This is a genomic window from Pseudomonas quercus (genome assembly GCF_012033695.1).
Lineage (GTDB): Bacteria > Pseudomonadota > Gammaproteobacteria > Pseudomonadales > Pseudomonadaceae > Aquipseudomonas > Aquipseudomonas quercus.
The window spans coordinates 110235-133141 of record NZ_JAAVJI010000002.1 but is presented as its reverse complement, the minus strand read 5'-3'; the positions used below and the strand labels follow the sequence as shown (position 1 = coordinate 133141).

The window sequence follows — 22907 nt, the reverse complement described above, 5'->3', positions numbered from 1 at the left end:
GTTCACAAGAAAACACCAAAACCCAACATGTAGTGTTTCTGCGCGAGGCAGATACAAGATAATGCGGTCTATCGACCATTGCAACATCAGGAAATGTGGATAACGTGTGGGCAAAATGTGGGGCAAAACCTGCGAGCCGCGTGCTTCAAGGGTTTCAGCCAGGTTCGACACGTATTGTAGGAAAGCTACCGTTCGTCCCGCCGCCCAACGATGGAAACCAGGCTCAGCAAACGGTCGTGGGTGACCTGGAATTGCCCCTCCAGTTCACTGCCACGCGTCCATTCTTCGCTCAGGTCTTCCAGCAGGCGCAGGCGCGCCTGGCCGCTGTCAGACCACTCCAGCAGCTCTGCCGCCTCAAAGTAGAACCGGCGGCGTACCAAGGGGTAGAGGGCCTTGAACAGGCTCTCTTTAAGGGAAAAAGTGAGGGTCACGGCCAGGGCTGAGCGCGCGGCGTTTGAGGGAAGCCGTTCCAGCTCCGCCGGGGTAAGGATTTCTCCGGCCAACCGCTGAGCGCGCTCAGGTGCCAGTATGGTTTCAACGTCCAGCCCCAGCCCCCGATAGGCTTGCAAGGGCGCCACGATAGCGGCTGCCCAGCCTTGGCCATGGGTAATGGCGCCGCTGATACCTGCCGGCCATACCGGTGCCCGGTCCTCGCCAATAGGGATGCCCCGGTCCGTAACCCCCAGCTGTGCCAGGGCCTGCCGTGCGCACAACCGGCCAGCCAGAAATTCAGCCTGGCGCTTGGCCACGGACCGTTCGATGGTAGCCGGCCTGGCGATACCGCTGCGGCTAAAGTCGTCGGCGGCGATCAAGGCGGGGTCAAAGGTGCAACTGGCGAACCCACTGCCTACTACTGGCAAGGGCAGGGGGCAGTGGTGTTCAAAGGCGGTGCAACAGGCAGGATAAGCATTCATGGCGCTATTCTGCCGTTTGCCACCGATGTTGCCCACCTTTGGCGTTCGGCGGTCAGAAGAACACTTTCACCAGCAGGCTGGCCGTGTTCTGGTCGGTGTCGAAGTAAGGGGTGTCCTTGATGCCGTACTTGTCTTTCCAGTAGTCGTATTCGATACCCACATACAGTTGGCGATCCTGCATGTTCAGGGCCTTGCCCAGGTCATATTTGATCTGTGGGTTGAAGTGCAGGTTGGCGTGGTAGTCGCCACGGTTGTTGCTGTCATTGCCCACCACCCAGTCCATGAAGCCATCGATCAGTACATCGGACTTGCCCACAGGAAGGGTGTAGGACCATACCGGGGTGATCTGCCACACGTTGTCGCCGGCACGCGGCCCATCGGTCACGCGTTTGTAGAAGTTGAGCTGGAAGTAATCAAAACCGGGTACGTCCAGGTCCAAGCCAGGGCCGAACAGGTAGGATTCGTTGTCCCCTTCGCCGAACTCATAGGTCAGCGCCAGCAGCACGTCTTTTACAGGGCCCAGCTTGATAGGGCGGTCCAGAATCTTGGCAGCAGAGATGCGCGGGCTGAATTCGCCATACAAGGTGCTGTTGCCCGAGCTGGAAGACGCCTTGCCGTTGAAGAAGATCTTGTCCACGAACAGGAAGTTGTCCCCGTACTTCCAGGAGTCAGCATGCTCGTAGGTAAAGGTCTGCTGGTTCTGTGGGTCTACCGTAAAGTCCCGCCCGTTAAGGTACGTCAGGCTGTTGCTTTGCCATTGCAACCAATCGCCTGCCGCGTGAGCAGTGTTTGCGGCCAGCGCAACGCCGGTGACCGCAAGGCTGGAAAGGACACGGTTCATTCATAAGCTCCCTGGTGATAACGACGGCGCTACATAGGCGCCACCTGAGTAAACGTGCTGTCTGGTCGGTCAGGTTCGCTGACTGCCAGAACCCTTTAGCAATTGCTGCGCCAGTGCTTGCGGGCCAATTGAAAAGAGTTGTCGAGCGGGTCAGGAAACCGCGCCAACAGGCCAGGCTACACTCTTCAACGGCAGGCAGCCGGGCAGGGCAGCGCTATCGGCAAAAGGGCGCGCAGCATAATGAGGGGCATTGTGAAAGGCAATCGCCCCGGGATGGGGCGTTGGGTGTCAGGAACAACCGCTGCAGGGGTGGGCAAGGCCAGGGAACGGGGTGCAGTCAGCTATCAGCGGTAGCCTCCAGCCTGGCCATGGGGGCAAGCATCCACTGCTGCTCCACCGGGAAGAAATACTCGTCGCAGTTGTTGCCCGGCCCACTGCGGTCCACCACCAGGAAGTCGTCCTGCGGGTGCAAGGCCAACACCGGGTGGTGCCATACGCCACGGTGGTAGTTCACGCCCTGGCGGCCATCGCTATAGAACGCGCAAATAGCGGCTGGGTCCGGTTGGTCGGCTGGCGGCGCCACTACCACCAGAAACGGATGCCCCAGCAGTGGCATGAACGCCTGGCTGCCATAGGGGTGCCGCTCCAGCATGGTGATGGGCCGGGGCATCTCCAGGGCCTGTGCCCGGAAGATACTGAGGATGGCCGTATCCCCCGGCAGGCCCAATTGCACGTCGGCCAACCGGTGATAGCGTTCGGTGGAGCCGTTGTTGATCAGGAAGTGATCGCGCCCCTGGGTTTCGATCACCTCACCGAAAGGCGCAAAGGCCTGTGGGGTCAATGGCTGGATCAGCAGTTCACGCATGGCAAATCCTTGGGAAGGTCAGCGCGCTGGGCGGCCGATGATGCGCAACCGGCTCACACCGCCGTCTGGGAATACATTCAGGCGCAGATGAGTAATGGGGCCAAGGTCGCGCAGTTGCTCGGCAAAGTGGTGCTCTTGGTGCATCTGAAGTTTCTGGCTGGGCAGCAACTCGCGCCAGAACAGGCTTTGTGTTTCGATCTGGCTATCAGTGCCGCCCTTTACGAAGGCCGCCTGGATGGAGCAGCTGTCGGGATAGTTGCCTTTGAAATGCAAGGTGTCTACCACCACCTGCTCCACGGTACCTGGGTGCCCCAGAGCGATGATCACCCAATCGTTGCCTGGGGTACGCCGCCGTGCGGTTTCCCAGCCATCGCCCATGTTCACGCCTCGGCCAGGGTTGAGCAGGTTACTCATGTGGCCGTAGTGCTGGTCGGAGCAGGCCAGCGCACGGCCCCCGTTCAGTGCGGCGGCCAGGTCCATGGGCGCGTCCCCGCCGCACGACCAGTCCACGGTGGGAATGCCGTGCACACGCAAGCGCGCCACACCGCCATCGGGGTAGATGTTGAAGCGCAGGTGGCTCACCGGTTGGTCATAAGCAATGGCGTGGTAGTGGTGGCTGTTGCCTTGCAGTTCCACCGCAGCCAGCACCTCGACCCAGGGCGTGCTGTCAGTAGGGTCGCCCTCGGCCAGGTAACAGGCTTCCAGGGACGCCGAGGGGGGGAAGTTGCCGGTGAACCACGAGGTGTCGATGTCTACGCCTTTCAACGTGCCCGGCACGCCCAGGCGAATGACGGTGTGATCGTAGCCCTCGAACCGTTTACGCCGGGACTCCCAGCCGTCCATCCACTTGCCATTGTCGTCGAATACGCCTTCTTTCCAGACTGCGGCATGGGGCTGGAACAGGCGGTTCACGTCGGCGAACCAGTCGTCGCTTACCGACAGGGCGCGGGTGCCCAGGCGGGCGTCAGCCAGGTTCAGGTACTTCTCGAAGGGGGCGGCGTAGGCAATCATCAGTAGGGCCTTGGGCGATTAAAGGGCGTGAAGGCGGAAACGGGCAATCTTGTTGATTTCGCCCAGGGCGCAGTTGAACTCCTGCTCTGGGGTGTGGTGAATCCGGGTTTCGAACGCGGCCAGGATCTGGTGCCGGTCGCTCCCCTTCACCGCCATGATGAACGGGAAGCCGAAGCGCGCCTTGTAGGCGCTGTTGAGGTTGGTGAAGCGGGCGAACTCTGCTGGCGTACAGTGATGGATACCGGCGCTGGCCTGTTCGGCGGTACTCGCTGCGGTCAGCTCGCCAGCGACGGCGGCTTTCCCAGCCAGGTCCGGGTGTGCGTTGATCAACGCCAATTGCCGGCCGCGGTCGGCCGCCAGCAAGGTCTCGCTCAAGGCGGTATGCAATGCGTCCAGGCTATTCATGCGCTGCCCGCCCAGCCGGTCCCAGGTGTCGATGGCGACCCAGGGTGAATGCTCATACAGGCCGGCAAACGTCGCGATGAACTGTTCGCGGTCAAGGGCGGCAACATCGATCATGGGGTGGCCTGAGGCTGGAAAGGGTAGGTGGCATGCCAGTGGCGGGCGATGTCGACGCGGCGTGCGAACCACACCCGGTCATGGCCTTTGGCATATTCAATGAAACGCCGCAGTGCAGCGAGGCGGGCAGGGCGACCAATGAGCCGGCAATGCAGGCCGATCGATAGCATTTTCGGCGCCTCGGCGCCTTCTTCGTACAGCACGTCGAAGGCGTCCTTGAGGTAGTGATAGAACTGGTCACCGTTGTTGAAGCCTTGTACCTGGGTAAACCGCATGTCGTTAGTGTCCAGCGTATAGGGAATCACCAAGTGCGGCTTGCCTGTAGGCGTGGCGGGCTCCCAATAGGGCAGGTCGTCGTCGTAGGTGTCCGAGTCATACAGAAACCCGCCTTCCTCCATTACCAGGCGGCGGGTGTTAGGCCCGGTACGGCCGGTGTACCAGCCCAGCGGGCGCTCGCCGGTCAGTTGGGTCAGCACCTCGATGGCCTTATACAGGTGCTCGCGCTCCTGGGCTTCGTCCATGTATTGGTAGTCGACCCAGCGGTAGCCATGGCTGCAGATCTCGTGACCGGCGGCCACCATGGCGCGGATCACCTCCGGGTGCCGCTGGGCTGCCATGGCCACGGCGAACACGGTCAAGGGAATGCCGTGTTGCTGGAACAGCCGAAGAATGCGCCACACCCCGGCACGGCTACCGTACTCGTACAACGATTCCATGCTCAGGTTGCGTACGCCTTGCAGGGGCTGCGCCGCCACCATTTCAGACAGGAAGGCTTCGCTTTCTTTATCCCCATGGAGCACGTTGCGTTCGCCACCTTCTTCGTAGTTGAGCACGAATGACAAGGCAATGCGCGCCTGGCCAGGCCACTGGGGGTGAGGCGGGTGCTCGCCATAGCCGACGAGGTTGCGGGGGTAGCTGGCGCTCACGGCAAAGCTCCTTCTGGCGAGCGTTTGAAAAACGGGACCGTTATCAGCACGGGCAGGCCGGTGTTTTGTATCCTGCCTCGGCCACAAAAGCGTTGCAAGAAACTTGCCTGCGTGGTCAGATTTTCTCGTTCCCGCGCAACAGGTGTGCCACTGAAATGGCAATTGCCTAAACCGCACCCGGGTGGTGCATTTGGTTGATACAGGAGCCTTTCATGGGGCGTTTGACCACACATGTATTGGACGCTAGCAGAGGCTGCCCTGGCAGCGGCATCGACATTACGCTCTACCGCATGGACGAGGGCCAGTTAACCTGGCTGGCCAGCGCCACCACCAATGCGGACGGGCGCTGCGATCAGCCTCTGCTGGACGGCGCGACTTACACCAGCGGTATCTATCAGCTGCATTTCCAGGCAGGTGCCTACTACCGCGCGCAGGGCGTAGCGCTGACAACACCGGCGTTTCTGGACGAAGTGGTGCTGCGGTTTGGTATAGACGCTACCCAGGCGCATTACCATGTGCCCCTGTTGCTGTCCCCCTACAGTTATTCCACCTACCGCGGGAGCTGAAGGTAGATATCTACCACGCGTGCTTTCCCGCGGTAAGCACACTGCGGCTTCCCACTGGAAGGAGCCGCAAGCATGCATGCGTTGGATGATCTACTTGAAAGCCCCGTTACCCCTTACGACGACGGCGCGCCGCCGCTGGCACAGCAAGACGCCCAGGCGTACCTGGCGGCCGGTGAGGCCGTTTCGCATTGGCCCGTTGCATGGCTCAATAGGGTTGTCGATGCCTTGAAGGGCCACGCTCAGGGCCGAGAAGACTGGTACCTGACCCTCCCCCCCGAGCTGTCAGCTCAGCGTGACCGCATAGAGGCTGAGCCAGAAGCCTGGCAGGCAGCGCTGACAGAGGCGTTGCACTTCCAGGGGCGGGCTTATGAAGCGCTGATCGCGCTGGGGAACCTGCCTCAGGGCTACCCCAAGCAATGGTTGAAAACCCAGCATGCGCGCCATTGCGAGCGCTTGCTCGCCCGCTTTGGGGATGAGGCGCCAGCCCCTGGCGTGCTCGCGCCTTACCAAGCGATTCGACAGCAGCGTCAGCTGGCGTGGCAGCAACTCCACGGCCTATTGGCCGGGGAACTGAGTGCTGCCTACCTGGAAGGCCACCTGCTGGATGTGCAAAAGGCCACCCAAGCCGCCTTGATGGCTGAAGCGACCCTGCAGGCCGAAGAACGGCAGCTACCCGAGACGGCGCTGCAAAGCCTCACCGCCGGGCTTGCGGCAGGCACGCTGCAGTACCTGGCGATCGAGTGGAACGGCACACGCCTGCCCGGCGCCTGGGTGTTGACCGATGAACATGCCTGGGCTGGCAACCTTCGCACCCTGCCGCTGTGGCTCTGGGTACAGGGCGAAGGGGGTGGCCTGGCCCCTTTTGAAGACGCAGCTACGCTGTGCAGCCGCTTGGCATTCACGCTTGAAGCGCCGGTGCTTTCCGTATGGTCGGAGCGCATGCCAGACGTGGTGGGTGATGGCAGCGGCTTGAAGCTTGTGCCTATGGCGGGCGGCTTGAGCGCTGCCGTTCACGCTATGGTCGAGCACTGGGTAGAGCGGCTTCGCGCTGTGGAATCCGGGCAAACGCCCTGGCCTGAGTTAACTGCCGCGCAAGCGCTGGAGCGCGTGACAGATGAAGCCCGAGCCGGTTTGGCGGTGCCTTTGGACACCGCCCGTCATCAGGCATTGGCCACGGTAGAGCGACAATGGCAAGCCGATGCCCTGGTGGAGCATTTGCCCACTTGGCTGTTGGCACGGGACAGCACTGACCGGCAGCGCTTTGCCGCAGAGCTTCAGGCCTACCATGAGGCTGCGTCGCGCCTTGAACACTGGCTGAGCGAAAACATCCCGCCGTTCCCGACCTTTGCAGGCCGCTTGCTGGCCGAGCGAATTCAACAAGACCTGGGGCTGACGCTGGACCCACGCGAGCCGGTGTTGGAACGCCCGGTGAGTGTCACTTACCACTGGTTCGGTCCGGGTAGCATTCTTGAACCCTCGCCCGAAGGCACATGGCCCGCCGCTGTCGAGCCCCATGACGTCGCTACCGGGATGCAGTGGGTACCCAGCCAGGCCTGGGAACAGGCCAGCCTTGAGCAACTGGCCACGGAAAACCTGGATGCCCGCGACGAAGCGGAAACCGAACGGCTGAAGCAGGCGCAGTGGCGGGTGCCGGGGCTCTCCGCCAGCTACCTAATCCGTACGTTGCCTGCACTGGACCCCCTCAAGCAGTACAAAACACTGTTGCAACGCCTGCTGGACCCTGCGCTGAGCGACGCGCCGGAGCGTTTAAGGCGCCCTTACGAACTCGAATTACGCTTGCAGGGCCTCACCGCCCATTGGCAGGGGCGTTTGAGTGAAGGGGGGCTGAAGCTGCTCCACAGCGCGGCGGCCGAACACAATCCCGGGCGGCTAGCCGCCTTGGGGGTAAGGGTGCATTGGCTGGTGGTGCAACCAGGTGAGCCGACCGGCCGCAATATAGAAGGCTGTTGTGCCTTGGTCGCGGGCGAGGGCGGTCGCACCCTGCTGTGTATGCCTGGTGCGCCTGGCGGGTTCTCGCTGCTGGAGCGTGACACGCTGGCCCATGCTCTGGACACCCTGCGCGATGCTATTCGCACACGTGACGACATGGCCACTTACGTGGCCAAACGCTTGGGCGGCGACCCGGCGCAGCGCCTGTCATGGTTCCGTCAAGCCGCGCAACGCAGCTACGCTGGGTATTTGAGCGCGCCCGCCAGCCTGGATCAAACCTTGGTGGCTGTGCAATTGCACGACCGACGCGCCTGGTTGCTGGCACGCGCCAGCGAGGAGGGGCGTAGCCAGCTGGATATTCTAAAAGCGCGCAATTTGGCCGGGCACCATCAATACCTGGGGTACCTGCGTGCAGCGTTGGCGATTTTGCCGGGTGTGGGCACGCTGATCGGCCTTCAAAACATTTATGAAAGCGCTCATGCCGTAGTTGCAGGCTGGCGTCAGCAAGACCCTGAAGCCTTTAGTTGGGCCTTGTTGGGTGTTGCCGGTGGCATCGTGGACGTGCTGCTAGGTGCGTTGCCGGTTGCTGGCGGCCTGGCAGGCGTGCGCCATGCGGTTCGCGCACACGTCAAGCTGCGCGTCGGGCTGGAGGCAGGCCGGGAGGCCTTCGCAGGTTATCAGGCACCGCTGCGGCTGCGCGGCGCTGTCGCCTTGGAAGGGCGAGACGCCGGGACCTGGTTACTCAACGGCGAGCAATACATCTGGCAGGACGGCCGAGCCTATGCCGTGTACCGTCGAGCGGAAGAAGAAACCCTACGTTTGAAAGCAACGGTTACCCGGCGTTATCAGGCGCCCGTACGCCGTGAAGGTGAGCGTTGGGTGATCCATGCCGAGGCTGGCCTGCGTGGCGGTGGCGGTAAATTGACCGAGGCTGAAGAGGTGTTCGCGTCTTGGGGGCCACGTAGCCGGCATGCCCCCTTCGCAGGCACAAGCCGCACGGTAGCGCTACAACGAGGGCGTAGAGTGCTGGCAGATTACAATTTCGTAAGTGAATCGCGCGCCAGGGAGTTCGCCCATGCCTACCTCATCGACGGCACGCCGCCAGCCTGGGCCTTGGCGTTTCGCCGTGGCCCAGGCGCTGCGCCTGCTGCGGTGCCGCCTGCCCAAGGCTGGCAACGTGTGCGTTGGAACCTCACCGAGAGCGATCACATTATCTCGGGTGCAGAAGGAGGGGACGTTACTGTCGTGTTCCAGGGCAGTACCCAGGGGCGGTCTGCGGTACGTATGCAGGGCCATTACTACCCTGTCATAGAGGGTACCGCGCGTGGACAGGAGCGTTTTATCACCCCAGTGGGTGCGCCGCCTCGTAGCCTGCGGGACCTCGACGACTTGATCAGCCGGGGTGAAGGGCCGATTCGCGTGCGCCTGGGCAACGTCGCCATCGACCCGCCAGAGGTGCTGGGTGGCTATACCCAAACCTTCCAGGAGCGGTTGGCCGAACGTTTTCCCGGCCTTGCCGCGGACAGCCGCCAGGCGCTGGGTGAAGCGGTATATCGCAGCGCCGACACGACAATGGACGGCCTGACCCATGCTCGCCTACAGGGCCTTGAGCGCTTTGTGGCCGACCCGCATTCCGACCCGCTGCGTTTCCTGACCGTGCAACGGCTCGATTTGGTCCAGCACTCGTTGACAGTTCGTGCCGGATCGGAGCAGTTTTCTCAATTGCGCTGGCAATTGGACGCGGCAGAACATACGGCATTGCGCAACGCACAATTGTCTGGGGAAGGGTCGCAGTTGCAGGCTGCGTTGGCGCAAATCATTACCCATCGTGGCTATGAGGTACTGTTCACCCGCTCGCTCCTAGGGCGCCACCTGTGCATTTTCCGCCGCGGCGGCCATGCACGCATCCATGTGCTACTGCAGGTGAACACCCAGGGTGTGCTGTCCATTCAGGGGATGAATGGCGTCAATCTACTTAGCGATGCCTGGCTAGACATGATTATCGCCAGGCTGCCGGATTCCCAGATGGCCGCTACCTTGCGCCGTGCCAGGTACCAGGGGCATCTCGATACCTTGCTTGGTGGCATACAAACCCAAGCTACACGCCCGGCCGCATTGATCTGGGAGCGCGTGACGCTAGGCGCAGGTACACCAGCACAACCGGTGAGAGGGCGTAACTGGCGCCATGCGACACGACCGCTCGGCGTGCAGGACATCGAAACCGTGCAGGGGTCCGGGCTGTATCGCACACAAGGGCAGGCTGCGGTTGAGGGTGTCCAGGTCAACGGCCGTTTGTTGCCGGTTTACCCCGCAAGCGAGGATGCATTACTGCTGCTGTCCAGGCCAAATCACTTGCCATCGCCGCTAACATTCGAGGCCTTGGAGCACTGTATTCGCGAGCGATTTGGCGAACAGCCCTGGCTGATCGCACGTGAAAGCAACCGGTGGACCGTGCGCCGCCAATTGTTCACCGCCCCCTTGGACCGTCAGGTAAGCCGCGCCAGGCCGGGGCTTACCCGGCAAAGCGCCTTGAACGTCGCGCACGCTACCTTCTTGGCTGCCGAGGGTAGCGATGCCGCCCGGTTGCTACACTTTGAACACACCCTATCGAGCTGGATGCGCGAGAGCCACACCCTAGGCAGGCTTGCCGACCCTCTAACGGTGTTGACGGCGCAGCGTCCAACCCTAATGACAAGCCCTGCGGCATGGCGGTTGCCGCTGGTCGCCGATGCGCCCACGTCAGCGCCCACGGTGCTTTACCTGCGGCCCGTGGAACAGTACACCCAAGGGTTGGTTGCGGCCGTTGGCAGCGTGCGCATGCGTCATCACGCCGCGAACGTGATTGACGATATGCTGACTCGTTACGGGCTCATTCTCGATCACCGTGCTGGTCATTTCGCTCAATATCGCCAGCCCTCCACGAATCAGGTGTACTTGGTCGCCCTGCAGGTCAGCGAGTCGCAGGTCATAGAGATCGCGTCCGAAGGCGGGCATCAGGTGCTGTCCAATGGCTGGATCACCTACTGGCGTCAACACATCAGTGAGCCCCAGGCCGCGGCATTGGAGCTGGCGATGAATGAAGGCAGGTTGATAAGGCTCGTGGCCACGTTACGCCTGGACGGAAGCGCGGTACATGGGCAGGTAGCCTTGCAACGCCTGGCCGACTTCTAAACCAGGGGCAAGGGCGTTTAGCGCTGCCCGAGCAAGGCGGCCGTGCCAGCGCTGGCAAACAATGCAGCGCTGGCACGGTTGAACCATTGCTGGCCACGACCACTGCGCAGGTAGGCGCCTGCGCTGCGCGCCAACAGGCCATAGCCCAGCTTGCAGCACAGGTCCAGTACTGCCCAGGTCAGCGCCATGACCGACAGCTGCGGCAACAGCGGTTCGGTGCTAGTGATGAACTGCGGCAAAAAGGCTGCGAAAAACAGGATGTCCTTTGGGTTGCTCGCGCCCAAGGCAAACGCACGGCCAAACAGGGCTGCATTACCCCCGAACGGTGCCACAGGCACAGTGGCCACCAGCGCAGGCCGTCGCGCCTGGCGCCAGCTCATCCAGGCCAGGTAAAACAGATACAGCGCACCCCCCAGTTTCAGTAGCCCAAACCAGGTAGCGGACGCGGCCAACAGTGCGCCCAGCCCCAGCGCCGAGGCGCACAGTAGGCACAATGACGCGCTTACACCACCGATGAAAGCCGGCCACGCGCGTTGGATGCCCAAGGTGAGGCTGTTGCTCACCATCAGCAGCGACAGCGGCCCAGGGATGACAATCACCACAAAGGCAGCGGTCGCGAAGAGAAGCCAGGTTTCCAGGTTCATGGGCAAGGTGCAGGTCGCTTGAAGGAGGGGTGATTATCCGCCTGCCCACGGCATGCGCAAATCGCCGTGGGGGCGCAGCGTTGTGCTCAGCGGCTGTGCACCCGGTGGCCCGCTGCGAAGGTGTGCTGCACCACGCGGTCGTCGCCTAGGGTCATCAGCACGAACAGGGTTTCGGCGATGTCGCGGCATTGGGCCAGGCGGTAGCTGAGCAGCGGTGTCGCCTTGAGGTCCAGCACCAGAAAATCTGCTTCATAGCCGGGGGCCAAGCGCCCGACCCGGTCACCGAGGGACAATGCCCGCGCACCGCCTAAGGTGGCCAGGTACAAGGATTTGAAGGGGTGCAGACGGGCACCCTGCAACTGCATCACCTTGTACGCCTCGTTAAGGGTCTGCAGGATCGAAAAGCTGGTGCCGGCCCCCACATCGGTGCCCAGCCCCACCTTGACGTTGTGCCGTTCGGCCATCGGCAGGTTGAACAAACCGCTGCCCAGGAACAGGTTGGAGGTGGGGCAGAACGCAAGTGCCGAGCCGGTCTGTGCCAGCCGTGCGCATTCGTCTTCACACAGGTGCACGCCATGGGCGAAGACCGAGCGTTCACCTAGCAAACCATAGTGGTCATACACGTCTAGGTAGCCGTCCTGCTCAGGGAACAGTGCCTTGACCCACTCGATTTCCTGTTGGTTTTCGCTGAGGTGCGTGTGCAGGTACACACCTTCGTGTTCAGCCAGCAGGCGCCCGGCCGCGGTCAATTGCTCCGGGGTGCTGGTAGGGGCAAAGCGCGGTGTGACGGCGTACTGCAAGCGGCCCTTGCCATGCCAGCGCTCGATCAACGCCTTGCTCTGCTCATAGCCTGTTTGCGCGGTGTCGGTCAGGTAATCCGGCGCATTACGGTCCATCATCACCTTGCCCGCGATCATCCGCAGGTTGTGGCGTTCGCACGCTTCGAACAGGGCGTCGACGGATTCAGGATGTACGCTGCCGAACACCAGGGCTGTGGTGGTGCCGTTGCGCAGCAGCTCGGCCACGAAGCGGGCAGCCACGTCATCGGCATGGGCCTTGTCGGCGAACTGGCGCTCGCAAGGGAAAGTGTAGGTATTGAGCCAATCCAGCAGCTGTTCGCCATAGGCCCCGATCATGCCGGTTTGCGGCAAGTGGATATGGGTATCTACAAAGCCCGGCGTGATCAAGGCATTCTCGAAATGCTCGACCGGCGTGTCCGCGCCTAGGGTAGGCAATAGCACGGCCGCCTCGCCCATGGCAGCAATATGGCCGTTTTCGACCACCAGCACACCGTCGCTGATGTACTGGTAAGAGGCATCGATACCCAGGTCGGCAGGGTCGCCCAGGCTGTGCAGCAGGCTGGCGCGGTAGGCTTTTCGGGTCGTGTTCATGTAGGGCTCTGTCATAGCGATGAATGACGCCGAGACGGTGACACCAGACGCGTGAGGGTTTCCCCACCCTGGCTGGCTTCGCCGAAGCGTGCGTTGTAGAGAGAAATGATTTCGGCCGCGATGGACACGGCAATTTCCATGGGCAGTTTACCCTTCACAGCGTCCAGGCCAACTGGGCACCGCATACGCGCCAAGGCCTCAGCCGCCAGGCCCCGGTCGCGCAGGCGGTGTTCAAAGCGGGCACGCTTGGTTTTCGAACCGATCAGGCCAAACCACTGGGTATCGCCACGGCGCAGGATCGCTTCGCTCAAGGCCAGGTCCAGTTGGTGGTCATGGGTCATCACCAGGCAGTAGCTGCCGGGGCGCAGGCGGTCCACTTCTTCCACCGGGTCGTCGTTGACAATGGTCTCCACGCCAGCGGGCAACACGGCGGGGAACTCCCGGGAACGGGCGTCCACCCAGCGCACGCGGCAGGGCAGGCTGGCCAGCAACGGCACCAGTGCACGGCCCACATGGCCTGCGCCGAATACCGTGATATGGGCTTGGGGCTGCCCCAAGGGTTCGAACAGCACCACAGCCGCGCCCCCGCAGCACTGGCCCAGGCTGGCCCCCAGGCTGAACCGCTCCAGGCGCGATTGGCGTTCGCCACGGGCCAGCAGTTCACGGGCGATGGCCAGTGCCTTGAACTCCAGGTTGCCACCGCCAATGGTGTCAAAGGCTTCCTGGGGCGTGACCACCATTTTAGCCCCGGCGTTGCGCGGCGTAGAGCCGCGCTCTTCGATCAGGGTCACCAGCACGCAGGGTTCGCCCGCCGCGTGATGCTGGGCCAGTGCACCTATCCAGTCGCTCATGGGCATACCTGCTCGGGCTGTTGAATGGGAACTGCCGTGGCCGTGGCCTCACGTACCTGTTGGCAGGCCATCAATACGCGTTCAGGGGTGGCAGGTGCGTCCAGCAGCGGGTGTACACGGTAGCCGGCCAGGCTGGCCACGGCATCTTTCAAGGCGCACCAGGCGCTGATGCCCAGCATGAACGGCGGCTCACCCACGGCCTTGGAGTGAAACACCGTGTCTTCAGGGTTCTTGCGGTTCTCCACCAGGCGCACGTTGAACACCTCGGGCGTGTCTGCCACGGTCGGGATCTTGTAGGTGGCCGGGCCGTTGGTGAGCAGGCGGCCCTTGTCGTTCCACACCAGCTCTTCGCAGGTCAGCCAGCCCAGGCCCTGGATAAACCCACCTTCCACTTGGCCAATATCGATGGCCGGGTTCAGGGAAGCCCCCACGTCATGAAGAATGTCTACGCGGGTAAAGCGGTATTCGCCCGTCAGCACGTCCACCAGCACTTCGCTGCAAGCTGCCCCAAAGGCGTAGTAGTAGAAGGGACGGCCCTTGGCCTGAGAACGGTCATAGAAGATTTTCGGCGTTTTGTAGAAGCCGGTGCTGGAAAGCGACACTTGGTTGAAATACGCCAGCTGGATCAGCGCTTCGAACGTGATGATCTGCTCACGGACTTGCACCAGGCCGTTGCTGAACACCACGTCTTCCTCGCTCACGCGCCAATGGCTGGCAGCGAAGGCCACCAGGCGCTGGCGCAAGGTGAGGGCGGCATTCTGCGCGGCCTTGCCGTTGAGGTCAGCCCCGCTGGACGCGGCCGTGGGCGAGGTGTTGGGCACCTTGCCGGTGTGGGTGGCCGTGATCTCGATACGGCTGATGTCCACCTGAAACACTTCGGCCACCACCTGGGCCACTTTGGTGTTCAAGCCCTGGCCCATTTCGGTGCCGCCATGGTTCAGTTGCAGGCTGCCGTCGGTATAGATATGGAGCAGGGCGCCGGCCTGGTTAAGAAAGCTGGCGGTAAACGAGATACCAAATTTTACCGGCGTGAGCGCCAACCCTTTTTTCAGCACAGGGCTGCTGGCATTGAACGCCTTGATGGCCTCGCGGCGTTGGGCATAGTCGCAGCTGGCCTCCAGTTCGGCGGTCATCTCCTCCAACAGGTTGTGTTCTACGGTCTGGTAGTAATGGGTGATGTTGCGGTCCGTCTTGCCGTAGTAGTTGGCCTTGCGCACGGCCAGCGGATCCAGGTGCAGGTGGCGGGCAATGCGCTCCATCACCTCTTCAATGGCCACCATACCCTGGGGCCCGCCAAAGCCGCGGTAGGCGGTGTTGGACGCGGTGTTGGTCTTGCAGCGGTGGCCGTTGATAGTGGCGTCGCCCAGGTAGTAGGCGTTGTCGGCGTGGAACATGGCGCGGTCTACGATAGAGGCCGACAGGTCGGGTGAATACCCGCAGTTGCCGGCCAGGTCCAGGGCGATGCCGTGCAAACGGCCACGGTCGTCAAAGCCCACGTCGTATTCCACGTAAAACGGGTGGCGCTTGCCGGTCATGGCCATGTCATCGCCCCGTAGCAGCCGCATTTTAGTGGGCTGGCCGGTCAGCCTGGCGATGATCGCACACAGGCAGGCCGGGCCGGCGGCCTGGGTCTCCTTGCCACCAAAGCCGCCACCCATGCGGCGCATGTCCACCACCACCTTGTTCATGGCCACGCCCAGTACTTCAGCTACCAGCTTCTGCACTTCCGTGGGGTTCTGGGTGGAGGAATACACCAGCATGCTGCCGTCTTCGCCGGGCATCACCGAAGCCACCTGGGTTTCCAGATAGAAATGCTCCTGGCCGCCGATGTGCAATGTGCCCTGCAGGCGGTGCGGCGCTTTGGCCAATGCCGTGGCGCTGTCACCCCGCTGGTGAGTGTGGCTGTCCAGCACGAAATGGCGTTTGCGCAGGGCTTCTACTACATCCAGTACCGGTTCCAGTTCTTCGTATTCGATCACGGCCAGCTGGGCTGCGCGCCGGGCGGTTTCCAGGTCGCACGCCGCCACGGCCAGGATCGGCTGGCCCACGTATTCCACCGTGTCGATGGCCAGCAGGGGGTCGCCTGGCACCAGGGGGCCAATGTCTTTCAGGGCCGGGAGGTCTTCGTGAGTGATCACTAGGCGCACGCCAGGCACGGCCAGGCAGGGTGCGGTATCTACGCTGATCAAGCGGGCGTGGGCGCGGTCGGACAGGCGTGCATACACATGCAGCTGGTTAGGGAATTCCAGCCGGTCATCAATGTATTGGGCTTCTCCGCTCACATGCTTTTCAGCACTTTCATGGCGCACGCTGCGGCCTACACCTGTGGTCATGCCTTGGCGAAAGGCTTCGGCCAGGGCCTCGGGTGATCCGTGCGGGGCATGGGAACTAGACATGAGCGGCCACCCGGAGGTTGAGTTCTGGTGTAAGGGTTTCCAGCAGGCACTTGCGTAACAGGTTCTGTGCGACCAGCAAGCGGTACGCCCGGCTGGCGCGCATGTCGCTCAGCGGGGTGAAGTCGTCGGCCAGGGCCTGGCAAGCGTGTTCTACGGTTGCCGTGGTCCAGGGCCTGCCCAACAACGCCGATTCGCAGGCCTGCGCACGTTTGGGAATAGCCGCCATGCCGCCATAGGCGATTCGGATACCGGCGACGCGGCCTTGATCAAGGGTCAGGCTGAAGGCCGCGCACACCGCAGAAATGTCATCATCCAGCCGCTTGGCTACTTTATAGGCTTTGAACTGTTCACCCGGCAGCGGCCTGGGCACATGCACGCGCTCGATGAACTCGCCGGGCTGGCGGGCGGTGATGCGGTAGCCCAGGTAAAAGTCTTCCAACGGGAGCGTGCGTTGCACAGCGCCTTGGCGAAGTACCAGCGAAGCGCCCAGTGCCAGCAGTAGGGGCGGGCAGTCGCCGATCGGGGAGGCATTGCCGATATTACCGCCCAGCGTGCCCTGATTGCGTACCTGCAGTGATGCAAAACGGTGCAACAAGGCGCCAAAGTCCGGGTAGTCCTCGGCCAGGGCCGTGTAGCAGTCGGTCAGCGGGGTCGCCGCACCGATGTCGATCACCTGTTCGTTAACGGTCACACCCCGCAATTCAGCCACGTGGCCCAGGTAGATCATGGCGCCCAGTGGCTTATGCAACTGGGTCACTTCCAGGGCCAGGTCGGTGCTGCCGGCAAACAGGCGTGCTGCCGGGGCCTGGGCATAGGCGGTGGCCAGTTCGTCGACTGTAGTGGGGATCAGGCAATGGGCGCTGCCGTTGTCCAGTTCTGCCAGGCCTTGCTGGGCAATGCCCTGCAGTTGGGCAAGGGTTTGGGCCTCAAGGGCATCGAAACGGTCCGCCACAGGCTGAGCGCAGGCCTGGAGCCCGGCTTGCACAATGGGGCGGTAGCCGGTACACCGGCACAGGTTCCCGCCCAGGGCTTCTTGAATGGCGGGGGTATCGGCCCCAGGGCGGTTCTTTTGCAGCGCGAACAGGCTCATCACAAAGCCAGGCGTGCAGAACCCGCATTGGGACCCATGGCAGTCCACCATGGCCTGTTGAACGCTGTGGAGCTGGCCTTGCTGCTTGAGGGCTTCCACCGTGATCAGCTGCTTGCCATGCAGGCTGGCCACCAAGGTAAGGCAGGCATTCACGCTACGGTAGCGCAAGGTGGGCGCGCCATCGGCGTGAGGGGCCAGCTCGCCCAGCACCACGGTACAGGCGCCGCAGTCGCCGCTGCCACAGCCTTCCTTGGTGCCACGGATGTTGCGGTGTTCGCGCAGGTAGGCGAGCACGGTAAGGTTAGGGTCCAGGCGGTGTTCGGTGCACAGCGTATGGTTGAGCAGAAACTGGATCACAGGGCGGCCTCGCTGGCAGTTCCGGCCTTTGCCGTTATGGGCAAAGGGTGTGTTGGGCGGGCCCAAAGGTCAAATATTTTCTGACCTATGAGTCAGCTTTAAAAGCGGTTGGCTTTCGCAAGCGGGTTTCGTGCCACCTTTGCCTGTGGGTAGCAGGCCCGGCCCGTGTGCATTTGCTATACAATCGCGCCCTTGCGCTCAACCGGACCCCTAGAGACCATCATGACGTTCAAGGCCTCGGACAGCCTCGCCGAGCAGATCGCCCGCCACCTGGCCGACCGCATTGTCCGCGGCGAGCTTCGCCCGGGCGAACGCATTCAGGAACAGAAAGTCACTCAAGCGCTAGATGTAAGCCGTGGCTCGGTTCGTGAAGCGCTATTGATCCTGGAGCGCCGCCACCTGGTGGTGATTCTGCCGCGCCGTGGTGCCCACGTCAGCGACCTGGATGCTCACCATGTGCGCAGCCTATGCACCTTGATGGCCGAACTGTACATCCTGCTGGGCAATGCCGTTGCCCAGGGCTGGCGCACCGAGGCAGACCTGGCGCCGTTCACTGCGCTTCGGCAAACCCTGGCACGCAGCGCCCAGGCCGATGATATCCAGGCGTTCGTGGACCACAGTTTTGCAGTAATGCGTGCAGCCTACCCGTTTGCCGACAACCCTTACCTGCGCGAAACGGTGGAAAACCTGCAGCCGGCCATGAACCGCAATTACTACCGGGCCCTGGAGCAGCGCAAGGCGGTGATGGCTGACTACCTGGCGTTGTTCGACGGCTTGCTGGCCGCGGTGCGCCAACGGGATACCGCCGGTATCCGGCAGCAACTCGATGCCTATGGCCAGTTGAGTTGCCAACTGGTGCTAGCCGCCCTGGGTCAGCCCTGACATGCGCCTTAAATGCATTCGCCTGGCCGGCTTCAAGTCCTTCGTAGACCCTACGACGGTCAACTTCCCCAGCAACATGGCGGCCGTGGTAGGGCCCAATGGCTGCGGCAAGTCCAATATCATCGATGCCGTGCGCTGGGTCATGGGCGAAAGCTCTGCGAAGAACCTGCGCGGCGAGTCCATGACCGACGTGATTTTCAATGGCTCCACCAGCCGCAAGCCGGTAAGCCAGGCCAGTATCGAACTGGTGTTCGACAACAGCGAAACCACCCTGATCGGAGAGTACGCGGCCTACGCCGAAATCTCCATCCGCCGCAAGGTGACCCGCGACGGGCAGAACACCTATTACCTCAATGGCACCAAGTGCCGCCGTCGAGACATCACTGATATTTTCCTGGGCACGGGCCTGGGTGCGCGCAGCTACTCCATCATCGAACAGGGCATGATCTCCCGCCTGATCGAAGCGCGCCCCGAAGAGCTGCGCAACTTCATCGAAGAAGCGGCGGGCATTTCCAAGTACAAGGAGCGCCGCCGGGAGACCGAAACGCGCATCCGCCGTACCCAGGAAAACCTCGAACGCCTGACTGACCTGCGAGAAGAGCTGGAGCGCCAGCTCGAACGCCTGCACCGCCAGGCCCAGGCCGCCGAGAAGTACCAGGAATACAAGGCCGAGGAACGCCAGCTCAAGGCGCAGCTGTCGGCCCTTCGCTGGCGGTCGTTGGATGAACAGGTCGCACAGCGTGAAGGCATTATCGGTGAGCAGGAAGTCGGTTTCGAAGCCCTGGTGGCAGACCAGCGCAACGCCGATGCCAGCATCGAGCGCCTGCGCGATGGCCACCATGAGCTGTCTGAGCGCTTCAACCAGGTACAGGCCCGGTTCTATTCGGTGGGCAGTGACATTGCGCGTATCGAACAGAGCATTCAGCACGGCCAGCAACGCTTGCGCCAGTTGCAGGACGATCTGCGCGAGGCTGAGCGCGCCCGCCAGGAAACCGAATCGCACCTGGGCCATGATCAGACGCTGTTGGCGACCCTGGGCGAAGAGCTGGACATGCTGGAGCCTGAGCAAGCCATAGCAGCGGCAGCGGCCGAAGAAAGCGCCGCTGCCCTGGAGGCCGCTGAAGCGGCCATGCAGGGGTGGCAGGAACAGTGGGATGCGTTCAACCAGCGGTCGGCCCAGCCCCGCCAGCAAGCCGAAGTGCAGCAAGCCCGCTTGCAGCAGCTGGAGCAATTGCTGGAACGGCTGGCCGAGCGCCAACGCCGTTTGGCCGAAGAACTGGCCAGCCTGGCTGCAGACCCGGAAGACGCGGCCATTGTCGAGCTTAATGAACAACTGGCCTCGGCCGAGCTGCTGATCGAGGACCTGCACAGCGAAGAGCAGTCGCACACCAAGCAGCTAGACACGCTGCGCGATACCCTCCACACCCTGGGCCAGCAGCAGCAGGCCGGGCAGGGTGAGCTGCAACGGCTGGGTGGCCGGCTGGCCTCGCTGGAAGCTTTGCAGCAAGCAGCGCTCAACCCGGTGGGCGGCGTGGCGGACTGGCTGAACGAGCAAGGTTTGCAGGCACGGCCGCGCCTGGCTGAAGGCCTTCGTGTGGCGCCCGGCTGGGAACAGGCGGTAGAGGCCGTACTGGGCGCGGACCTGAACGCGGTACTGCTCGATGACCTCAAGGCGGCCGACCTGGGCCGCTTCGATGGTGGCGACCTGCGCCTGGCGCAACCGGTACAGGCCCCGGCACTGGCAGGCAGCCTGCTGGATAAAGTCAGTACGCCCGTAGACCTCTCTGCCTGGCTGGGTCAGGTACGCCCCATGGCCACTCTGGATGCGGCCTTGGCAGCACGTAGCCAGCTGGCACCGGGTGAAAGCCTGGCCACCCGCGACGGGTACTGGGTGGGCCGGCACTTCGTGCGGGTTAGCCGAGGCAGCGACACCCAGGGGGGGGTGCTGGCACGGGCGCAGGAACTGGACACACTCAACGCCACGCGGGAAGCCGCCGAAGCCACCCAGGCTGAACTGGAGCAGCAACTGGCGGACCTGCGCGCCCGCCAGCAGCACAGTGAACAGGCTCGGGAGCAGTTACGCCGCCGACTACAGGACGAAGCCCGGCAACTGGGGGAATTGAAAGCCAAGCGTTCGGCCAGCCAGGCCCGTGCCGAACAGTTGGCCCTGCGTCGGCGCCGGTTGGATGAAGAAACCCTGGAGCTGGCCGAGCAGCGGGCCATGGAAACCGAGGCCATTGGCGAGTGCCGTCTGCTGCTGCAAGAGGCACTGGACGCCATGGCCGAGGACACCGGCCAGCGTGAAACCTTGGCCGCCCAGCGAGACGCCTTGCGCGAACAACTGGACCGCGTGCGCCAGGCCGCACGGCTGCACAAAGACAGTGCCCATCAGCTGGCGCTCCGCCTGGGGTCATTGCGTACCCAGCACACGTCCACTCGCCAGGCCCTGGAACGGCTGGAGCTGCAATCGGCACGGCTGGCCGAGCGTCAGGAGCAGTTGGTGCTGAACCTGGAGGAGGGGGAGGCGCCGCTGGAAGCGTTTCGTCTCACCCTCGAAGGGCTGCTGGAACAACGGCTGGCCGTGGACGACGACATGCGCCTGGCCCGCGCCGCCCTGGATGATGCCGACCGTGAGCTGCGCGAAGCGGAAAAGCGCCGCACCCAGGCTGAGCAGCAATCGCAACTGTTGCGCGGGCAGATGGAGCAACATCGGCTGGAATGGCAGGGCCTGAGCGTTCGACGCAAGGCTTTGCAAGAGCAGCTGACGGCGGATGGCTATGACCTGCACGGTGTGCTGCTTACCTTGGCGGTAGACGCCAGCGAGCAGGGCGCCGAGGCTTCGTTGCAGGCGCTGGACGCCCGTATCAACCGGCTGGGGGCCATCAACCTGGCGGCCATCGAAGAGTATCGCCAGCAGTCCGAGCGCAAGCATTACCTGGATGCCCAGAATGCAGACCTCGAAGAAGCGCTGGCCACGTTGGAAAGCGTGATCGGCAAGATCGACCGGGAAACCCGCAACCGCTTCAAGGACACGTTCGACCAAATCAACAGTGGCTTGCAGGCCCTGTTCCCGAAAGTGTTCGGCGGTGGCAGTGCTTATTTGGAACTGACCGGCGAAGATTTGCTCGATACTGGGGTCACAATCATGGCCCGGCCGCCAGGCAAGAAAAACAGCACCATTCACTTGTTGTCCGGAGGCGAAAAGGCGCTGACTGCGCTGGCGCTGGTGTTCTCGATTTTCCAGCTGAACCCGGCACCGTTCTGCATGCTAGACGAAGTGGATGCGCCATTGGATGACGCAAACGTAGGGCGTTACGCACGGCTGGTGAAGGAAATGTCCCACACGGTGCAATTTATCTACATTACCCACAACAAGATCGCCATGGAGATGGCGGATCAATTGATGGGGGTCACCATGCATGAGCCCGGTTGTTCCCGGCTGGTGGCTGTAGATGTTGAAGAAGCGTTGGCGATGGTGGATGCCTAACTGTTGCACCCTTATGGTGAAACACATGCGCGGGACGGTGTAAAGTTGCCTTTGGTCGTGATAGTTTATTGTTCATATTTTTGTGTGCGTGGCAAAAAACCAACCAGAACATAGGTTTGGGGCTACGTTTTAAAGGGTTTTTCCACCCTATTTCATTTTTGACATTCTTTTCGAGGCACAGGACTTCATGGAAATCGGTTTGCGCGAGTGGCTGATCGTCATCGGCATCATCGTGATTGCCGGCATTCTCTTCGATGGCTGGCGCCGCATGCGCGGTGGCAAGGGCAAGCTCAAGTTCAGGCTTGACCGCAGTTTTTCCAACCTGCCGGAGGAAGAGGGGCCAACCGAAGTATTAGGCCCACCCAGGGTGCTGGAAACGCACCAGGAACCCGAGCTGGACGAGGCCGACCTGCCGTCCATGACCGCACCGGCCAGGTCGTCGAACCGTCGCAAACGCCAGGAACCCGCCCGCGTTGCCGAACTGGCGGTGGACGAGCCACGCTTGTCAGCCCGCGAGGACTTCGGCCCCGAAGAAGCGCATACATTAGTCGAGGACACCTCGCCGGTAGAAGAAGTGTTGGTCATCAACGTGATTTCCCGCGACCCTAATGGTTTCAAGGGCCCGGCATTGTTGCAGAACATCTTGGAAAGCGGCTTGCGCTTCGGCGACATGGACATTTTCCACCGCCACGAAAGCATGGCAGGCAATGGCGAAGTGCTGTTCTCCATGGCCAATGCGGTCAAGCCTGGGGTGTTCGACCTGGACGACATCGACCACTTCACCACCCGCGCCGTGAGTTTCTTCCTGGGTATGCCCGGCCCGCGCCATCCCAAGCCTGCTTTTGAGGTTATGGTGGCGGCTGCACGTAAACTTGCCCAAGAGCTGGATGGCGAACTCAAAGACGACCAGCGCAGCGTATTGACGGCACAGACCATCGAGCACTACCGCCAGCGTATCGCGGAGTTCGAGCGCCGCGCGCTTACCCACAAGCGTTAATGCTGTACTGTTAGGAAAGCCAGTGCCGGCGTGATGTCGGGCTGGCTTT

16 protein-coding genes are annotated in these 22907 nt (G+C 62.5%); 5 read left to right on the top strand and 11 right to left on the bottom strand.

Annotation, left to right across the window (positions count from 1 at the left end):
- Window positions 1-185: 185 nt before the first annotated feature.
- The 6 genes from HBH25_RS03855 to puuE all read right to left on the bottom strand — a co-directional run bounded on the left by HBH25_RS03855 (window position 186) and on the right by puuE (window position 5076).
- On the bottom strand, window positions 186-914 hold the full coding sequence (locus HBH25_RS03855; RefSeq protein WP_168081729.1) for a 4'-phosphopantetheinyl transferase family protein: 729 nt from the start codon (window positions 912-914) through the stop codon (window positions 186-188).
- A 52-nt stretch (window positions 915-966) separates the two neighbouring features.
- Window positions 967-1755: an outer membrane protein OmpK gene (locus HBH25_RS03850; RefSeq protein ID WP_168081727.1), complete on the bottom strand. Its 789-nt coding sequence runs from the start codon at window positions 1753-1755 to the stop codon at window positions 967-969.
- Between the two features lie 337 nt (window positions 1756-2092).
- The gene (locus HBH25_RS03845) at window positions 2093-2620 is read right to left on the bottom strand and encodes an ureidoglycolate lyase (protein WP_168081725.1); all 528 of its coding nucleotides are present in this window, start codon (window positions 2618-2620) and stop codon (window positions 2093-2095) included.
- Window positions 2621-2638: 18 nt separating this feature from the next.
- Window positions 2639-3631, bottom strand: coding sequence for an allantoicase (gene alc / locus HBH25_RS03840; RefSeq protein WP_168081723.1), 993 nt, complete (start codon window positions 3629-3631; stop codon window positions 2639-2641).
- A gap of 18 nt (window positions 3632-3649) precedes the next feature.
- The gene (gene uraD, locus HBH25_RS03835) at window positions 3650-4150 is read right to left on the bottom strand and encodes a 2-oxo-4-hydroxy-4-carboxy-5-ureidoimidazoline decarboxylase (RefSeq protein ID WP_168081721.1); all 501 of its coding nucleotides are present in this window, start codon (window positions 4148-4150) and stop codon (window positions 3650-3652) included.
- Window positions 4147-5076: an allantoinase PuuE gene (gene puuE, locus HBH25_RS03830; protein WP_168081719.1), complete on the bottom strand. Its 930-nt coding sequence runs from the start codon at window positions 5074-5076 to the stop codon at window positions 4147-4149. The genes uraD and puuE overlap by 4 nt, the downstream gene beginning before the upstream one ends.
- Window positions 5077-5288: 212 nt before the next feature.
- On the opposite strand from puuE, the gene uraH reads away from it, so the two are divergent.
- Both uraH and HBH25_RS03820 read left to right on the top strand, forming a co-directional pair.
- Window positions 5289-5642, top strand: a complete 354-nt coding sequence (gene uraH, locus HBH25_RS03825) for a hydroxyisourate hydrolase (protein ID WP_168081717.1) — start codon at window positions 5289-5291, stop codon at window positions 5640-5642.
- A 72-nt stretch (window positions 5643-5714) separates the two neighbouring features.
- Window positions 5715-10763, top strand: a complete 5049-nt coding sequence (locus tag HBH25_RS03820; RefSeq protein WP_168081715.1) for a dermonecrotic toxin domain-containing protein — start codon at window positions 5715-5717, stop codon at window positions 10761-10763.
- Between the two features lie 17 nt (window positions 10764-10780).
- On the opposite strand, the gene HBH25_RS03815 is transcribed toward HBH25_RS03820, so the two are convergent.
- From HBH25_RS03815 to xdhA, 5 genes are all read right to left on the bottom strand, one after another.
- Window positions 10781-11407, bottom strand: a complete 627-nt coding sequence (locus HBH25_RS03815; protein WP_168081713.1) for a LysE family translocator — start codon at window positions 11405-11407, stop codon at window positions 10781-10783.
- Between the two features lie 86 nt (window positions 11408-11493).
- Window positions 11494-12798: a guanine deaminase gene (guaD, locus tag HBH25_RS03810; protein ID WP_168081711.1), complete on the bottom strand. Its 1305-nt coding sequence runs from the start codon at window positions 12796-12798 to the stop codon at window positions 11494-11496.
- Window positions 12799-12809: 11 nt separating this feature from the next.
- Complete coding sequence (gene xdhC, locus HBH25_RS03805; RefSeq protein WP_168081709.1) at window positions 12810-13649, bottom strand: xanthine dehydrogenase accessory protein XdhC; 840 nt, start codon at window positions 13647-13649, stop codon at window positions 12810-12812.
- Complete coding sequence (gene xdhB / locus HBH25_RS03800) at window positions 13646-16045, bottom strand: xanthine dehydrogenase molybdopterin binding subunit (protein ID WP_168081707.1); 2400 nt, start codon at window positions 16043-16045, stop codon at window positions 13646-13648. Before xdhB ends, xdhC begins: the two co-directional genes overlap by 4 nt.
- The gene (gene xdhA, locus HBH25_RS03795; RefSeq protein ID WP_168081705.1) at window positions 16038-17492 is read right to left on the bottom strand and encodes a xanthine dehydrogenase small subunit; all 1455 of its coding nucleotides are present in this window, start codon (window positions 17490-17492) and stop codon (window positions 16038-16040) included. The genes xdhB and xdhA overlap by 8 nt, the downstream gene beginning before the upstream one ends.
- A 222-nt stretch (window positions 17493-17714) precedes the next feature.
- Here xdhA and HBH25_RS03790 point away from each other — a divergent pair, with 222 nt between their 5' ends.
- The 3 genes from HBH25_RS03790 to zipA all read left to right on the top strand — a co-directional run bounded on the left by HBH25_RS03790 (window position 17715) and on the right by zipA (window position 22858).
- Entirely contained in the window at window positions 17715-18374 is a 660-nt protein-coding gene (locus HBH25_RS03790; RefSeq protein WP_168081703.1) for a GntR family transcriptional regulator, read from the top strand.
- Window position 18375: 1 nt separating this feature from the next.
- On the top strand, window positions 18376-21861 hold the full coding sequence (smc, locus tag HBH25_RS03785; RefSeq protein WP_168081701.1) for a chromosome segregation protein SMC: 3486 nt from the start codon (window positions 18376-18378) through the stop codon (window positions 21859-21861).
- Between the two features lie 187 nt (window positions 21862-22048).
- Window positions 22049-22858: a cell division protein ZipA gene (zipA, locus tag HBH25_RS03780; RefSeq protein ID WP_168081699.1), complete on the top strand. Its 810-nt coding sequence runs from the start codon at window positions 22049-22051 to the stop codon at window positions 22856-22858.
- Window positions 22859-22907 lie beyond the last annotated feature (49 nt).

Coding starts and splice junctions, on each gene's coding strand:
- HBH25_RS03855 (WP_168081729.1), bottom strand. CDS start 914: ATGAATGCTTATCCTGCCTGTTGCACCGCCTTTGAACACCACTGCCCC.
- HBH25_RS03850 (WP_168081727.1), bottom strand. CDS start 1,755: ATGAACCGTGTCCTTTCCAGCCTTGCGGTCACCGGCGTTGCGCTGGCC.
- HBH25_RS03845 (WP_168081725.1), bottom strand. CDS start 2,620: ATGCGTGAACTGCTGATCCAGCCATTGACCCCACAGGCCTTTGCGCCT.
- alc (WP_168081723.1), bottom strand. CDS start 3,631: ATGATTGCCTACGCCGCCCCCTTCGAGAAGTACCTGAACCTGGCTGAC.
- uraD (WP_168081721.1), bottom strand. CDS start 4,150: ATGATCGATGTTGCCGCCCTTGACCGCGAACAGTTCATCGCGACGTTT.
- uraH (WP_168081717.1), top strand. CDS start 5,289: ATGGGGCGTTTGACCACACATGTATTGGACGCTAGCAGAGGCTGCCCT.
- HBH25_RS03820 (WP_168081715.1), top strand. CDS start 5,715: ATGCATGCGTTGGATGATCTACTTGAAAGCCCCGTTACCCCTTACGAC.
- HBH25_RS03815 (WP_168081713.1), bottom strand. CDS start 11,407: ATGAACCTGGAAACCTGGCTTCTCTTCGCGACCGCTGCCTTTGTGGTG.
- guaD (WP_168081711.1), bottom strand. CDS start 12,798: ATGAACACGACCCGAAAAGCCTACCGCGCCAGCCTGCTGCACAGCCTG.
- xdhC (WP_168081709.1), bottom strand. CDS start 13,649: ATGAGCGACTGGATAGGTGCACTGGCCCAGCATCACGCGGCGGGCGAA.
- xdhB (WP_168081707.1), bottom strand. CDS start 16,045: ATGTCTAGTTCCCATGCCCCGCACGGATCACCCGAGGCCCTGGCCGAA.
- HBH25_RS03790 (WP_168081703.1), top strand. CDS start 17,715: ATGACGTTCAAGGCCTCGGACAGCCTCGCCGAGCAGATCGCCCGCCAC.
- smc (WP_168081701.1), top strand. CDS start 18,376: ATGCGCCTTAAATGCATTCGCCTGGCCGGCTTCAAGTCCTTCGTAGAC.
- zipA (WP_168081699.1), top strand. CDS start 22,049: ATGGAAATCGGTTTGCGCGAGTGGCTGATCGTCATCGGCATCATCGTG.